The 16,142-nt window shown below is 62.5% G+C and carries 9 protein-coding genes; 2 read left to right on the plus strand and 7 right to left on the minus strand.

The window, feature by feature from the left end:
- Positions 1–30 precede the first annotated feature (30 nt).
- Positions 31–1,797 (plus strand): ABC transporter ATP-binding protein, encoded by a 1,767-nt coding sequence (locus ACVWXC_RS07075; protein WP_457391818.1) that lies wholly within the window; start codon positions 31–33, stop codon positions 1,795–1,797.
- A 90-nt stretch (positions 1,798–1,887) separates the two neighbouring features.
- A complete protein-coding gene (locus ACVWXC_RS07080; RefSeq protein ID WP_457391820.1) occupies positions 1,888–3,498 on the plus strand; it encodes a UDP-N-acetylmuramoyl-L-alanyl-D-glutamate--2,6-diaminopimelate ligase in 1,611 nt (536 codons plus the stop codon).
- A 7-nt stretch (positions 3,499–3,505) separates the two neighbouring features.
- On the opposite strand, the gene carA is transcribed toward ACVWXC_RS07080, so the two are convergent.
- The 7 genes from carA to ACVWXC_RS07115 all read right to left on the minus strand — a co-directional run bounded on the left by carA (position 3,506) and on the right by ACVWXC_RS07115 (position 15,949).
- Positions 3,506–4,699: a glutamine-hydrolyzing carbamoyl-phosphate synthase small subunit gene (carA, locus tag ACVWXC_RS07085; protein ID WP_457391822.1), complete on the minus strand. Its 1,194-nt coding sequence runs from the start codon at positions 4,697–4,699 to the stop codon at positions 3,506–3,508.
- A gap of 73 nt (positions 4,700–4,772) precedes the next feature.
- Entirely contained in the window at positions 4,773–5,357 is a 585-nt protein-coding gene (locus ACVWXC_RS07090) for a pilus assembly FimT family protein (RefSeq protein WP_457391824.1), read from the minus strand.
- Positions 5,358–5,362: 5 nt separating this feature from the next.
- On the minus strand, positions 5,363–6,502 hold the full coding sequence (locus tag ACVWXC_RS07095; protein ID WP_457391826.1) for a PulJ/GspJ family protein: 1,140 nt from the start codon (positions 6,500–6,502) through the stop codon (positions 5,363–5,365).
- A 54-nt stretch (positions 6,503–6,556) separates the two neighbouring features.
- A complete protein-coding gene (locus ACVWXC_RS07100) occupies positions 6,557–7,321 on the minus strand; it encodes a prepilin-type N-terminal cleavage/methylation domain-containing protein (protein ID WP_099812579.1) in 765 nt (254 codons plus the stop codon).
- A gap of 57 nt (positions 7,322–7,378) precedes the next feature.
- Positions 7,379–14,509 carry a hormogonium polysaccharide biosynthesis protein HpsA gene (gene hpsA, locus ACVWXC_RS07105; protein WP_457391829.1) on the minus strand — a complete coding sequence of 2,377 codons (7,131 nt, stop codon included), beginning with the start codon at positions 14,507–14,509 and terminating at the stop codon, positions 7,379–7,381.
- 155 nt (positions 14,510–14,664) lie between these two features.
- The gene (locus ACVWXC_RS07110) at positions 14,665–15,261 is read right to left on the minus strand and encodes a response regulator (RefSeq protein ID WP_457391831.1); all 597 of its coding nucleotides are present in this window, start codon (positions 15,259–15,261) and stop codon (positions 14,665–14,667) included.
- Between the two features lie 97 nt (positions 15,262–15,358).
- The gene (locus ACVWXC_RS07115) at positions 15,359–15,949 is read right to left on the minus strand and encodes a pentapeptide repeat-containing protein (protein WP_011429117.1); all 591 of its coding nucleotides are present in this window, start codon (positions 15,947–15,949) and stop codon (positions 15,359–15,361) included.
- Between the last annotated feature and the right edge of the window lie 193 nt (positions 15,950–16,142).

The following is a 16,142-nucleotide window of genomic DNA, read 5'->3' on the forward strand; positions in this document are numbered from 1 at the left end:
AGAGTGGGAAAAGGCTTGAGGAGCACCTGAGTGGCGGGATCCCATCTCCGACAACTGGCCCATTATCTGCGCCCCTATCGCCGGCAGGTGGCGCTGGGCATTGGATCCCTGCTGGTGGTAAACGGCCTGGGGGTGTTCCTGCCCTGGTACGTCAAGCTGGCCGTTGATGATCTCAGCCAGAACTTGGCCGCCCTGTCGCCGCAGCGCATTGCACTTTACGCCCTGACGGTGTTGATCGTCTCCAGCCTGATGATGGGCATTCGCATTGCCTCGCGGGTGTGGATGTTTGGCGTGGGGCGGCAGGTGGAGTTCCGCCTCAAGCAGGCCATCTTCGAGCATTTGCTGACGCTGCAGCCTTCCTACTTTGCCCAGCAGACGGTTGGGGATATCCTCACCCGCATCACCAGCGATGTGGAAAATGTCCGCCGCCTGTTGGGCTTTGCCCTGCTCAACTCGACCAACACAATCTTTGCCTACGGCACCACCTTGCCGGCCATGTTTGGCATTGAGCCGCGTCTGAGCGCCCTGGCCCTATCGGTGTTTCCGGTGATGCTGGTGCTGGTGAAGTTGAGCAGCTCCCGTCTGCAGCAGGAGCAGCTCCAGGTGCAGCAGGAGCTGGCGGATCTAAGCGATCTCATCCAGGAGGACATGAACGGCATTGCCCTGATCAAGGTGTATGCCCAGGAAGAGCACGAGCAGAGGGAGTTTCGCCGCCGCAACGAGCGGCTGCTGCAGGCCAATTTGCGCCTGGCCCTCACCCGCAACCTGCTTTTTCCTTCCCTGGTGGCCTTGGTCAGCCTGAGCCTGCTGCTGCTGCTGGCGGTGGGCGGACCCCAGATTGCCGCCGGGACGCTGACGATTGGGGATTTTTCTGCCCTCACCCTCTACGTGGAACGGCTGGTGTTTCCCACCACTCTGCTGGGCTTTACCATCACTGCCTACCAGCGGGGCCAGGTCAGCCTGGAGCGGATCGACGCCCTGCTGCGGGTAGAGCCCACCATCCGCGATGCTCCCCAGGCTCTACCCCTACCTCTGGAACAGGTGCAGGGGCGTATCGAGGCCAGGGGCCTGACTTTTGCCTATGCCGACACAGGATCCGCAACGCCGGCGCTGCAGGATCTGCACTTTTGCGTCGAGCCGGGCCAATTGGTGGCGGTGGTGGGGCCGATTGGGGCGGGCAAATCCACCCTGGCCAATGCCCTGCCCCGCCTGCTGGAGATCCAGCCGGGGCAACTGTTTTTGGATGGGCAGGACATCACCCAGCTCCAACTGGGATCCCTGCGCCGGGCCATCGCCTACGTGCCCCAGGAGAGCTTTCTGTTCAGCGCCAGTGTTCGGGACAACATCCGCTACGGCAAGCCGGATGCCGAAGACTGGGAGGTGGAATGGGCCGCCAAGGCCGCCCACATCCACGCCGAGATCCTCACCTTTCCCAAGGGCTACGACACGCTGGTGGGGGAGCGGGGCATCACCCTTTCTGGCGGCCAGCGGCAGCGGGTGGCCCTGGCGCGGGCTCTGCTGGTGGATGCGCCGATTTTGATCCTGGATGACTGTCTCTCCAGCGTGGACAACCAGACGGCCCAGGCCATTCTCCGCCACCTGCGCCAGGCCACGGCTCAGAAGACGGTACTCTTCATCACCCATCGCCTCACGGTGGCGGTGGAGGCGGATCAAATCTGGGTCATGGACAAGGGCCGCATCGTGCAGCAGGGATCCCATGCCCAGTTGCTGGCAGATCCCCAGGGGCTCTACGCCCGTCTCTGGGCCAAGCAGAAGCTGGAAGAGGCCCTGGCCTAGGTTTTCTCGGGGAGAGATCTGGCGGATCTATGGCCAGGAAGCCGGCTGAGCGGATACCGTAGGCGGCAAAGCATTGGGGTGAGAGGTGACATGGAGACTGCCGGGATCGTTGGCGTTAGCGGTGCGGAGCCTTCTCTAGGCCAATTGCTCAACCAAGCCGGGATCCAACCCCAGGTGGTTCAGGGATCCCTAGAGGGCGTGCAGGTCAGGGGTCTGTGTGCCGATTCGCGCCAGGTGCAGGCTGGGGATCTCTTCTTGGGCATGCCGGGATCCCGCGTTGACGGCGGCGAGTTTGTCCGCGAGGCGCTCACCCGAGGAGCCGTGGCGGCCCTTATTGCCCAGGAGGCTTGGGAGAAAGTTAGCGGAGAGGCTGGAGGAGGCAGTCAGCCCATTCTGGTTTTGCCCCGCAGCGGCATCAACAGGGCCCTGGCCCAGGTGGCGGCGGCCTTCTACGGCTTTCCCGCCCGCCAGCTTACCCTGGTGGGAGTTACCGGCACCAACGGCAAGACCACCACCACCCATCTCATCGAGCATCTGCTGCAGGCCGCCGGTCGCCCCACTGCTTTGCTGGGCACCCTCTACAACCGCTGGCCTGGGCACTGTGAAGTAGCCCCCCACACCACCCTGTTTCCGCTGGAGCTGCAGCGCAGCCTGAGACAAGCCAAAGAAGCCGGGGCGGAGGTGGCGGTGATGGAGGTCAGCTCCCATGCCTTGGCCCAGGATCGGGCCTGGGGGTGTAGCTTTGCCGCTGCCGTCTGGACCAACCTCACCCAGGATCACCTGGATTTCCACGGCAGCATGGAAAACTACTGGCAGGCCAAGGCCACCCTCTTCCAGCCGGAGTACTTGCAGGGGCGGGCGGTGGTCAACGCCGACGACGAGGGGGGACGGCGGCTGCTTGAGACCATCCCAGCCTCTCTGGAGCCCTGGGCCTATTCCCTGCAGCCCCTGGAAGGGATCCCTGCCCTCTGGCCCGGCGACGTTCAAGTTCACCCCAACGGCCTGCAGGCCACCCTGCACACCCCTCTGGGCACCTTGGCCGTGGCAGCGCCCCTGGTGGGATCCTTCAACCTTTCCAACTTGCTGGCGGCAGTAGGGGTAGCACTGCACCTGGGGATCCCCCTTGAGCTCATCCAGGCGGCCCTGCCCCATTTTCCCGGGGTGCCGGGGCGGATGGAGCGGGTAACCTTGCCGGGGCAGGACATCACGGTAATCGTGGACTATGCCCACACCCCCGATGGGCTGGAGAACTTGCTCAAGGCCCTGCGCCCGCAAGTGCAAGGCCGGCTGATCTGCGTCTTTGGCTGTGGCGGGGATCGGGATCGGGGCAAACGCCCACAGATGGGCCGCATTGCCGCCACCTGGGCCGACCGGGTGGTGGTGACCTCGGATAACCCCCGCACCGAGGATCCACAGCAGATCTTGCAGGATATCCTGGCCGGGATCCCTGGATCCCCCTGGGCGGTGGAGGTGGATCGGCGCCAAGCCATCCGCCTGGCCATCCTAGAGGCCCAGCCGGGCGATACGGTGGTGATTGCCGGCAAAGGCCACGAGGACTACCAGATCCTGGGCAGGGAGAAAATCCACTTCGACGACCGAGAAGAAGCCCGTGCCGCCCTCGCCCTACGCCTCTGCTCCCCTCTCCCTTTGGGAGAGGGGCTGGGGGTGAGGGAATCCCTCAGGGAGAGGGGCTGGGGGTGAGGGGCGGCTAACGCGAGCGGTTTTGCAGCATCAGCTCGACAAACTCCCGAAAGAGGTGGTCGGCATCGTGGGGGCCGGGGCTGGCTTCCGGGTGGTACTGCACCGAAAAGAGGGGCAACTGGCGGTGGCGGATCCCGGCCACGGTGCGGTCATTGAGGTTGAGGTAGCTGATCGCCACCCCATCCCCAGGGAGCGAAGCGGCCTCCACCGCAAAGCCGTGGTTTTGGCTGGTGATCTCCACTTCCTTCTCCAGCCCACAGGGGTGGTTGAGGCCGCGGTGGCCGAACTTGAGCTTGTAGGTGGATCCGCCCAGGGCCAGGCTGAGGATCTGGTGGCCTAGGCAGATGCCGAACATCGGCTTCCCGCTCTGCAGCAGCGCCTGGGTGGTGCGGATGGCCGTCGTCTCTGCCGCCGGATCCCCCGGCCCGTTGGAGAGGAGGATCCCGTCGGGGTTGTAACTCAAAATCTCCTCGGGGCTGGCGTGGGCCGGCAACACCATCACCCGGCAGCCGTAGCGGGCCAGGCGGCGCAAGATGTTGCGCTTGATGCCAAAATCCAGCGCCACCACCCGCAAGGGGGGATCCGGAATCGGGATCCCTTGGCTGCGGCCATAGTCCCAGTCGGCGGGGGTGGGCTCCAGCCACTCGTAGGGCTCAGGGGTTGTTACCTCTGCCACCAGGCTCAGCCCCTGCATGGAAGGGGCCTGGCGCACCCGCTCCAGCAACGCCTGCGGGTCCAGGATCTCGGTCGAAATAGCTCCATTCATCACCCCCTGGGAGCGCAGCCGCCGCGTCAAAGCCCGCGTATCCACCCCGGCAATGGCCGGGATTCCATGCTGTTTGAGGTAGTCCGGCAGCGTCCCCATGGCCCGCCAAGAGCTGGCTAGGCGCGACACGTTGCGGGCAATCACTCCCGCGACCTGGGGCCGGGCCGATTCCTGATCCAGCTCATTGACTCCGGTGTTTCCCAGCTCCGGACAGGTGAAGGTAACCATCTGCCCCCGGTAGCTGGGATCGGTGATCACCTCCTGGTAGCCGGTCATGCCCGTGTTGAACACCACCTCGCCCACCGCCGTGCCCGGCGCCCCAAAAGACCAACCGGCAAAGGAAGTGCCATCGGCCAGCACCAGCAGAGCCGGCTGACGAGATTGCCAGGGGAAGGCTTTTTGTGGAGCTTCAAGAGTTGGGGAAGAGGTAAGCATAGCCAATGACCTACGGCAGCTTAGGACAGGAGCCTGGCAACCTTTCAGCCACGGCCTGACCATCCTACCCCAGCTATCCTTCCTCTGGCTCGCTGGTTACATTTTCCTCTGGCTCGCTGGTTACATTGCCACACTCCGGATTGTTGTCCTTGCGGATAGTGCCTATCAAGGTGCTCACCACCACGCAGCGGTTTTCGCCCTGAGAGTAGGTGCTGCTGACCACAAAGCGACCCAGTTGACGGGCGCGGCCATCGGATTCAAAAACTGCCCTTCCGTCATTGAAGGTGTTAGCCACAGTTACAAAATTGTTCAGGCGTAGCCGCTGACAGGGGGTAGGTTCATCGCAGAGGCCCTCCTCATCCTGGATAACCAGAGTCGGCACGTTTAGCTCTGAATTGTCCACCCCCACCACCCAAGCTCGGCCCAGGAGAGAAGCTCTGGCGTTGGTGCGGGCGGTGCGCAAGGCTCGCTCCACCCTGTTCTGCGCATCCTCAAGCTGGATCCGCGCCCAGATGTTGATCCCAGAGGGAACGGCCAGCACGGCCAGGATGCCGATGATGACCACCACCGCTAGGACTTCTGTCAGCGTAAAGCCCCGGGATCGAAAAGGCTGAGCTCGGCCAATTGCCTTTTTCTCCAAGGCCAACATGGTGGACATTCCCCCTAGGAGAGCGGACGGTTGATAACACCGCGGGCAAGAACCCGTGTTTGCATTGGCAGCAAGTAGCGCGACACCTCTGAGATATCGACGCTGGTGGCATCCTGGATGTAGCGGCGGAAGAGGCCGGGGTTGGCCCGCTCCATGGCGGTTGCCGTGATGTTGATGATCACATCCTGCGGTCGGTCGGCACCGGGGCTTTGCCGCACGCAGACGTAGAAGCCCACGTCGTTTTGGTTATTTCCCAACCCCGAGAAGGTGACGCCATCGGGCTTGCCCCCGCCAAAGGCATAGCCCTGCGGGCAAGCGGGCGCCACCTGCGGACTTCCCTCCCGGCTGCTGAAGATGTTGGAGACCAGAGTTATCAGGCGGGGGCCATCTGTCCTGCCGGCAATGGGGATTTGGCGCGCTCGAGCTTGCTCGGAAGGCCAAGCAAGGAAACCATCTCGGAACGGATCGGGATCCTCAACAAAGAACGGGCTGCGCCCGGCGCAGTTGTTTTGACCCTGAATGTTGAAGGGTTGCAACTCAAAACGGTCGATCCGCGCGTTGCCTTCCCAGGGAGTGCCCCCCGTTGGGTTGCCGGCGTTGTTGTAGTTGCGGCGTAGGTAATACACCACCAAGGTGTAGATGCCGCGGCGGCTGAGCAGCGTTTCCCAATCCGCATTTCTGCCGTTCTGGTCGCGCGGGAACCCATCAGGTGGTTGGTTGGGCAATCTAGCACGGCCTTCGCGAATCTGTTGCAAGGTGGGGTTGCCCGCGTAGCATCCCTGCGGGATCGGCTCCAGCTTCCAAAAGGCGACAACCGGGATAGCGCCCGCGGGTTGGCGGATCCAGCCGGGGGTGTAAAGCCGCTGGATAACATCCGGGATCCCGTCCCCAAGTCGATCAGATTGCTGTGGGTTCTGCTCAGTGTCGTTGTAAATGTAGAGAGCCTCCGCCAGATCCTGCTGGATATATTCCATGGCTTGGGTCAGCTCCGCCTGCACCTGGGTGCGCCCTGTCTCCTCCCGATCCAGCCGCATCGTCTCGACGACGATCATCCCTGTGGCCAGGAGAAAGATGGAGGCAATCAGCAGCGAGACCAACAACTCAATGAGGGTAAACCCTCTGCTGGCTCGGCGGCGAAAACTCTTGAAAACCATAGGGCAACACCCCCATCTTTCAACAGGTTTGCGGGAAGGAACTCAGGCTCTACCTCAGGTTTGAGGAGGATTGGTAGGCAGGGGGAAAGCCCGGCACCTCTCGACGGGATCCTCACCTCTGGCGATGGCTATCTGCCGGCAAACATCTCCCAAGTTGGCGGCGGGGTTGACTTCTACAAACGAGGCGGCCATGGGAAAGAGCCAGACATCGGCATTGGCCAAGTTCTGGTTGGCCGAAACCACCTCTGTTCCCAATCCAGGCAGCGCTTGGCGAGTCTGCGGGTCGAAAGAAAAGCGGTGGTAAACCCTCACCCCCATGCGAAAGCTGCAGGGCACTCCCGCGATGATCTCATTTTGGCGCCGGTCGATGCAGGGTGCCCCCTCGTCGCGGAAGGTTTGGATGACGTACTCTTCCGGATTCCGCCCCGGCACTTGAACTTGGGCCAGGCGAAGAGAATACTCGTCTCTGTGCATGTAGTTGCCGGCATTTGCATCGGCGGGCATTTCGTCAGGGGGTGGGGTGTCTGCCAGCGGGTCGGCTCCTACCATAGGCAGTTGGGCCAACCGAACTGGATCCTGAAAAGCCCTTGGAGCAGCAGCCAGCTCGATATCCACCAGGGTGCGGATGCGATCCACCTCCTCCTGGGCCAGGCGATTGGCCAGCTCCACCCGCTCGCTCATGGCCCGCCGGTAGGCAACTAAGGTAAGGGCAGGGGCAAGAGCAGCCATGGCCAGCGCCACGATGATCACCGAAGCCAACACCTCGATGAGGGTAAAGCCCTCTGCTGCTGGTTGCCGCCAAATCCGTCCCTTGTCCATAGATCCCTCCCTGCTTTGCCCCTACCTTGAATCTACCCCTGGCCGAACGGGTTGATATCAGTTGAACTCATTGCAGCCGCCAATCTGGGCAGACGGATCCAACGGCACATCCGGCTGGTTCTGAAGCGCGCAGCGCAGCCGCCGCACATACGGATCCTGTGGATCCAGCTCGCGCAGGAACTCGGTGCGCGCGTTGGAGGGGAATTGGAAGCGGGACGACACAGGGCCGGGGCGGCGGGCAATTTGCAAGCCCACGTCATAGCCGAAGCGGCGGTTGGGTGGGTAGTAGTAGTCGTAACCGCGCACAAAGGTTGGATCCGGCACCAAGTTGGGCGGCTCGAAGCTGTGCTGTAGGAAGGGGCCGGTGGCGTAGGTGCTGTAGTTGAGCTGGATCATCGAGCCGCTGAAGAAGAGGTTGGTATTTCTCCACAGCTCGTTGAGGCGCAGGAAGTTGTGCATGCCGCCGGCAGTTTGGTCTAGCCGCGAGGGCAGGGTACCGCTGATGGCAATGGCATTCACCCGCGTTTCCCTAGCTGGCTGCAGTTGATGGTTGTTTCTGCCATCGTCGTTGCGGCGGCGCTGGTTCACATTGGTTGAAGCCAGCTCTTGGAAGCCGGGAATGGGAATGGGCCGACGGGTCACCTCATCCAGGATTACCCCCAGCACCGGGTTGCTGCCGGCAAAGCCAGTGGGAGTCTCGTTCAGGTCCAGGGTGAACGGCTCCACATCCACCCACTTCAAGTCGTTATTACTGCCACCTGCGCCACCGTTGAAGTCAATTTGCACCTGGATGGTGCTGCCGTTGGGCTTGACGTAGAAGCACAGGCCGTTGCGGATGTTTTCACTCCCCCTGTGATCGATGTAGTAGCCGTCCGCGTACTTGGATGCGGGGGTGTAACCCTGCGCCGCAGCATTTTTGTTGACGCGGGCGTAGGGGTTGAGCGCCATCTGGGGCTGGATCTCTAGCCCTGGCTTGTTGGGATCCAAATCAAACCCAAACAGCGGATCCCGATCCAAAACGTTCGTCGGCTCGCCTGGATCCCAAGCGCCATCGCGGTTGAGATCCTCAAAGGTGGGATCAGCACCTCCGATGGTGCGCAACGTGCTGGGGCGGCTGGCCCCGGTGTAGGCGGTGTACTTGAAGCGGTCGTTGAAGTTGGGGCGGAACACGCCGGGTACCCAGAAGCCACCGTCGGGGCCAACTTTTTCTTCAGAGTCGCAGCGGACGCTTTGATCCTCTTTGAGCAACCTCCGCCGCAGTAGCCGCGCCCAGTCATCGGTGCCTGGAGCCAGCTTGCCAGCAATCGGCTGAGCGACACTTTCAGCGGGGCGGATGCCCGGCTCTTTGCTGGGGTTGGCGATCTCGCTGAGCAACACGTTGCTCCTCAGGCCGTTGCGGGCGGCGTAGGCCGGCTCGCCGAAGATCCAATTGAAGGCCGCTTGCAGCGCTTCGGCAGGGCTGGGCCACTTGGGCGGCTTGGGCACGCCCGCCTTCACCTCCAGCACCAGCGAGAGCTGCGGCTCCAGGGCAATGGTTACGCCTTCATCGGCAGCCTGGGCCACGTCGTGGACGCTGATCGTCTCCGTCTCCGGCTCGGCCTGAACCTCGCGCACGGGGCGCAGCTCCACCGTGTTGGGCTTGGCCGCCATCCACTCGCCCAAGGGGCTCTTGCCGGGAGCATCGGGCGCAAAGGTGCTCGACCCGCAAGGCCGCCCTTGGCAGGTGAGATTTTGCGTCTGCGTTTCAGTTTGCTGACAGGTGGGGCTGCTGGTACTGGCGATGAGGTTGCGCGTCCGACGTTGGGTAAACGTTTTGCTTGTGCCGCAGTCGATTTGGTCGATGACCTCGTCGCAACTGGCCGGCGACCAGGAGCTCCAGTCGCCGTAGTTGCAAGTCTGCGGGCAACGAAATGGCCGGGTTTCTATAGTAGTGGTGGTCCCGCAAATCGAGGTGCAGGTCTCAGTGCGGCTCTGAGTTATCTGCAGGCCGCCGTTGGCCACCGTGCACGCAGGAGTCCAGGCTGTGTAGGTGCAGTTCCTCGGAGGTTGGCAGGTAACCTGTCGAGGTGGTGGTGGCTCGCCTGGGCAGATAGCAGGCAAGCTTGCTGTTTGGGTAATGGTTACAGGCTCACAGATATCGGTCGGGCAGGGGGGATCCCAGATGGGCTCGCAGGTCGGGCAATGCGCCTGGTTAGGCTCAGGAGCCACCCGAGGATCCGGCTGGCATGGCTTGTTGACCGGCGGCAGCGGCTTCAGGTACCGCAGGTCGTAGTCTTCTAGATCGCTGCCATCGCGGGTGGCAAAGCGCAGCTGGGCGTTGCCAGCGTTTTCATAGGTTTGAATTTCTATCAAGTAGGGCGAGTCCTGGGAGGGATCCGCGCACTCCAGCTCCAATCTCAAGGCAAACTCGTTGCTGCCGCTATCCCGCCAGGCTTCGGCACCCGCAGCATTGGGCCCTAGGCTGAGCGAAGTTCCGTTCGAGGCTCCATGGTTGACAAAAGTGGCACTGGAGCCGTCCCGCCGTCGAATGATCAGCCGCGCGCCATCGTTGCTGAAGAGACGGTAGCTCTGTAGGCCAGGCCAACGGGGATACAGCTCCCCTACCCAGCGCACCACGAAGAAGTCGTTGCCGTTGTTGTTGCCATTTGGCCCGCCCCCACTTCTACGCCGCCAGCAGGAGCGCAGGAAGTTGAAGTGACCCGGGAAGTTGAGATCATCTGCGTCGGTCAGCAGATCCGTAAAGCCATTGTTGCCATCTGGCTCTCCGCAACTAGGCATCCAGAACCAGTCGCCGCGATCCCGTCGATCTGGGGTGCCAGCCGGCGCCGACAAGCGGCAAAGGGGCTGCCGAATGTCCGCCAAAGGCCCGTCGCACATAGAGTTGTCATACAGCCGCCGCTTGAAGGGAGAGTTGGAGTTCAGCAATATGCTGCTGCCGAAAAAGTACCGGAAGCCGCCCCACCCAGGGAAACCGCTACCGCTGCGGGCAAAGAGGGCTAGGTTGGTCGGGTTATCGATAGCATTGCGCACGCAGGCCCAGCGTTGGTCGTTGTTGGTGCCACTTGGATTACAGGTAGGCGCATTGGTGGTATAGCCATTGTTGTACTGACCAATGGCGTCAGGTACTCCTTGCGCCGGGAACACCGGATCCGGCCAGCGCACCGCCCGCAGGTAGGGCAGGTTGCGGTTTTGGGCAGTTTGGAGCAGACCTACAGGACCTAGAGGATTATTGGGGTCGGCAAACCCTGTGTTGCGGTCGTACTGGTTCTGCGGGCTGCTGAGCCAGCCGTTGTAATACTCGGCCAGCAGGCCGGCGCCGCCCGGATTCGGACAAGGCCCGAGGGGAGCCACCATCACCCAACGGGAGGTATCCAGCACCGGGTTGCCCAGGGCCGAGATGCGCACGCCAAAGTTGGCATATTCCCGATCCGGCGCCCGCAACTGCCGCACCTCCGGCACGCCCAGACCCACCGTCCGGTCGGCCTCATTGGAGTTGGGATCGGTGCTGTTGCGGCGGGCAAAGAGGGTGTCGCGGGCAAACACGTCCGGCCAGCCGGGCTGGTTGGTGTTGTCGCCCAGGTTCTGGGCCCCATTTGTGTTGTCGAAGCGCAGGACGCCACCGTTGCCCGGCCAGTTGTTGCCGCGGATTACCAGGGCCTGGTTGAGGAAGGAGGTGTTGGCTCCTAGGTTTGGCCCGCTGCAGCCGTAATAGTCGTTGCGGCGAGGGGCTGAGGCCCGTCCACCGGCGTAGTCTTGACCGGGCACGTAGCTGCTGCCGCCGCCGTTGAGGGTGCCATCCTGGACAAAGGCATCATCAATGCTGCCATCGCAGAAATCGGCAGAGAGGATGTTCACCGAGTCGCCCAAGACCTCGCTGGGCCGCCAGAGATCCTGGGCTGCCCGGGCAAAGCGCCGGTCTTCATCCTTCCGGAGCCGCCCGTAGAAGTTGCCGTAGAGGCCATCTGCCCCGAAGTTGAGGAGAGTTTTGAACTCCTCCAGCCGCTGCCCGTTCCTCGTCTGGGTCTGGTGCAGGTTAAAGTCCCCCTGGATGTAGACGGGGTTGTCGGAAACGAAGGAAAGGCCGAAGACGGCTTCATCGAGGTTGAACCCACCCCGCGCCAACACTGCCCCGTTGCGCAGCCGGAAGCCATAGGGCCGCCGATCCGGATCGGGGTAGTAGTCCACCGGCTTGGGGCTAAGCCCCTCGTTGGAAACAGGCGGATCGCCGACCGGTTGGTTGCGACCGGGCTGGCCGGCATTCATGATGAAGGGGAGAGTGCCGCGAGCATTTGCATCTCGCCAGGCGGTTTGATAGCTACCGAAGTTGGTCAAGGGCGGGCGGGCGATGGCATCTTCCCGCACCGCATCTTCCCGGAAGGCGTAGAAAATGCCCCCCTCGCGGCCTTCTTGCACGCCGGCAGGCAGCCAAGTATCTCTGTTGATCAGCCCGTTGGCCTGGCCATTGACGTTGTTGGTCAAAAGGGCCAGGTCGATGTTGAGGGCCCGCACCGCCATCGCCTCGCGGCCATCGTAAAACACCGAATCTTTGAAGGGCACGCGATGGCACTGGTCGCCGACCTGGATCAGCTCCATCTGGTTGCTGTTGGGGTGCCTGCCACCGAGTAGGGTGCTGCTGGGGCAAGTGGCAGCAGCGTGGGGCAAACGCCAGTCGCCGATGGTGGGGCGAGGCCGAAGAGCCACTCGCTCAAGGTCGGTGTCGGTTACCGCCCGGTAGGTGGCAGGCGGCAGCCACGAGTAGGCGCCTCGCCGCGCGCTCTCTATGGGATCCGCCTGGTTAAAGTCGCTGGTGGGGAAGATGTAGCGCAGCGGCAGGTAGAAGCGGTTGCGCTCAGGAGCATTCAGATCACCCCTACGACTGGCTCGGATATCATCCCGAAGGATCTGAGCTGCTCGATCCCCGGCGTTGGCAGCCGCCTCAATCCGCAAAATGTTGTCGGCCAGCATGCCCAACATGCAGCCCGCCGTCTGCAGCGTGGTCTGGTCGGCCAGGCTGAGCTGATCGACCCGCGTGCCTCTGTTAACCGTGTCGATCACCCGCCGCAGCTCGGAGAAGTTGCCAAAGGCGGTGATGAAGGGGTCTGGGTGGATGCGGCCCGGCTCTTGCCTAGGTGGGTAGGCCCCGTCGGGATCGCCGGCAAAATTGGCGAGGTTGGTCAGCGCCGTCCACAAGGGCGTGCCAGGCCGCAGCTGCTCTTGCATCGGCCCGGGATCATACTCCCAGACGTTGGCGCCCTGGCCGGTGAAGAAGTTGATGCCCAGTTGGTTCTGCTGGTTGCCGGCAGGGAAGGTGGAGGCCCGCTGCAAGCTCCAGGGAGTGCCGGGGTGGGCCACCGTGGCCAGGCAGGCGATGGGGAAACGCCCATCTTGGTGGCTGTAGTGGTAAACAGCCGTGGCCTGCACCGCTGCCGGGTTGTCCCGCAGCGTCAGGCGTTGCCGCGCCTCGTTGCTGATGAAAATGGCCTGCAGCCTGGTGGGATCGTTGGGATCCCCGGGCGGCACCAAAGGCAAAGGCAAAGAATCGGTGCGGGTTAGTTCTAGCCGCTGCCCAACAATTACCCGCAAGCCCTCCACACGGGCCCGCCGCTCCCAATAGCCATCCAAGCCCACCTCGGAAAGGGCGCCTGGGGGTGGGTTGTCCTCGGTCAAAGACTCATTCTGGTTGTTCCTGGCATTAGCAGGAATGGGATCACCGGCCCTAGCAGGACGATACTTTTCCGCAAAAGTGGGCACGTTGCAACCGTTCTGCGGGTCGGGCGTTACGGGTGGACGTTCGTAGCTGGCCTTGGGCCCAAAGCGGTTGTCGGCCCGATAGACATCGTCCACGTAGGGAGGGCAGACCTGGTCGGAACCGGACTGAAAACCACCGGCCTTAATCCGTCCGGGGTTCTCCCGCCCCTTGGCGTTGAGAGGAGAAGCCGCCCATCCCGCTGCGTCTTGCTGGTAATTCCCTCGGCGGCGGATGCGGCCAAAAAGGTGCAGCTCCAGCGGATCCAGGGCCACACTTTCCGGCTCTACCCCGTTTTGCACCGAGTCAAAGTTCAGGTTGTTTAGCTTAGGAGGCGGCTCGTTGGGCGGCACACCCGCCACGCCAGGGTGGGCATCGAAACTGAGAGAGTCGCTCACCTGCTGGCCGGGGTAGCCAATGGCTCCTGCCACCAGCTCCCCGAAGGCCGTAATCTCCGAGTTATCTGCAGGCATGTAGAAGCAGGATTCCTGCGAGCTGATCAGGAAAGCCCGGAACAAGTTGTTGGGGGCATAGCGGAAAAAGAGGCTGCCGCCGGCGTAGATGGCGCCGTTCCAGTTGTAGCCGGGGGTGAAGAAGAACTCTACATCGCCGCGGCTAAAGATCCCCCACTTGTTGAGCAGATCCCGCTTCCGATCCTGCTGGAACTGCAAGGCCGAGATGGCGCGGGTGGTGGAGTCGGCCCCCTCAATGGGCAAAGTTACAGCGTACACCTGAAAGGGCTTGTACAGCGCAGGGCCCACCTGGAACCAGTCTCCCACGTTGGGGTTGATCGTCTGCTGAAGGGGGTTATCGTTGCAGCCAGCCAAGGCCGAGCCCTGCAGGGGGCCACTGCGGATCATCAGGCGCCGCGCCCGCTCCGTATCCGTTAGCCGGCTGTCCTCAAAGTCCCTGCCGCCGGCCCGACGGGTGTTGAGAATGGTGTAGGCAGTTACGGAGTCGTTGACGCCGTTGTTGTCGGTGTCCACCAAAAACCACCAGGCCGGCGCCCGCACTTGCTGAATGTTGCTTCCGATCACAAACTGAGTTTCATCGGGGAGGATGTAGGGATTATTCTCATCCCTAGGGATTAGTTCTTCCTCCCCGTCATTAATCAAGGCTGCGACAAGCTGCGCATCGGTGGGGGTACCGGCGGGAAGGCGAGGATCCCGTACCAGATATTCGATCTTGGCCCTGGCCCGGTCGATGGCGGCATTCAGTTGCCGGCTGACGGTTTGCCCTGCCCGTTCCACCTGGGTTTGGATGCTGCGCTGGGTCGAGCGGGTCAGCAGACCCACCGTCACCAAGCTCAAGACCAGCACGATCAAGATAGCGACCGGCAGGACGAAACCGCGCTCTCGCATCTGGCGCCGCTTCACCTCTACCTTCAAGGAGCTGAGCAGGCGCAAGACAAGTTTGAGCAGCAGTGGGGAAGGAGCAGACATGGCCGTATCTCAGATAACGCAGGTGAGAAGGGGCACTTGGGCAGATGCCAAGATAGCAACAGTATGCAAGGGATCCGGAGTTTCGGACATCCCCACCGCTGGGGGGAGCTGCCAGCCCCCTCTCTGCAAGATTCTTAAGAATCCTCAATATCCTTTCACAAAATCCCCAGTTGTTGCGCCTTGAGCAGGGCGGTGACGCGGTCGCTGGCATCCAGCTTGCGGTAGGCGGTGCTGGCGTATTCTTTGACGGTTTCGATGCTCAGGCCCAGGCGGCGGGCAATCTGCTTGTTGGCCAGGCCCTCTTTCATCAGTTGCAGCACACACAGCTCGCGGGGGGTGAGCTTGGGCAGCTCCTGTCGGGCAGGCAGCCAGTCTCGTTCGGGGTTGGACAAAATCTGACGGATGACGCGGGCCAATTCCGCCGGGTCAGTCTCTTTGGAAAGGTAGCCTTTGGCCCCGGCGCGGCGGGCTGCCTCAATCAGACCCGGCTCCTGAAAGGTGGTCATCATCACCACCACCACCGGCAGGCCCAGCTCTGTGATGTGCTGGCAGGCGGCGATCCCATCCCCATCCGGCATGCGCACATCCAAAAGGGCCACCTCGACGGGGCAACGGCGGCAGTACTCAACGGCCTGGGATCCCGTCTCGGCTTCGGCCACCACCTCAAATCCTTGCGCTTGCAGGGCAAACTTTAGCCCCAGCCGAAACAGGGGATGGTCGTCGGCAATCAGAACCCGGACAGGGGAACTCATGGCAGGGGATCCCGGCCTATGAGAGGGCTAAGCTTAATCTGCCCAAAAGAGGAAGCTAGCCCTCACCCCCAGCCCCTCTCCCTCAGAGACAGGGGAGCTAGTTTTTCACAAAGACCATGCCGCGGGCGCCGGGGTTCAGGGTGGGATCCAGTTGGGTTTGGGCGTTGTAGAGGGCGCCTGTCAGATCGGCTGCTTCCAAAAAAGCGCCGCGCAGGTCGGCCCCGCGCAGATCGGCCTGGCGCAGGTTGGCTCCTGTGAGGTCGGCACCGACGAGGACGGCCCCGCGCAAGTCGGCGCCGCTGAGGTTGGCCACCTGCAGGTTGGCGCCGGTGAGATTGGTCTGCTGCAGGTTGGTCTGGCTGAGATCGGCTTCCCACAGAAAGGCCCCGCCCTGATCCGAGCCGCGCAAGTTGGCGCCGCGCAAATCGGCCAAGTTGAGGATCGCCTGAGAGAGGTCGGCAGCTTGCAGGTTGGCCTGCCTGAGGATGGCTTCTTTCAGGTTGGCGCCGCTCAAATCCACTCCCGGCAGCTCGGCTCCCGTCAGATCGCAGGCGGGGCAATCTTTGCTGGGGGCAACAACCTGGGATCGGCCCAGTTGGGCATCCAGCTCCAGTTGGGCAAAAACAGGAAGTGCCGCGATCCCGACCACCCCGCCGAGGAGACCGACCCAGCACTGGGACCATGCCATTTTTTTCACGGGGATCCCTCCTGGCTGACCCTCACCCCCGGCCCCTCTCCCAGAGGGAGAGGGGAGCTGGAGATCAACCTAGAACTATAGCCGTTGGCGGGAGCATGACTCTAGTCAATGATATGCTGGACTATACTGAAAATAATGCCCAGTATGTTCAGTATGGCTGCTTGGTATGGCTAGGTATGTAAAA

This window comes from Thermostichus sp. OS-CIW-20 (assembly GCF_054061455.1).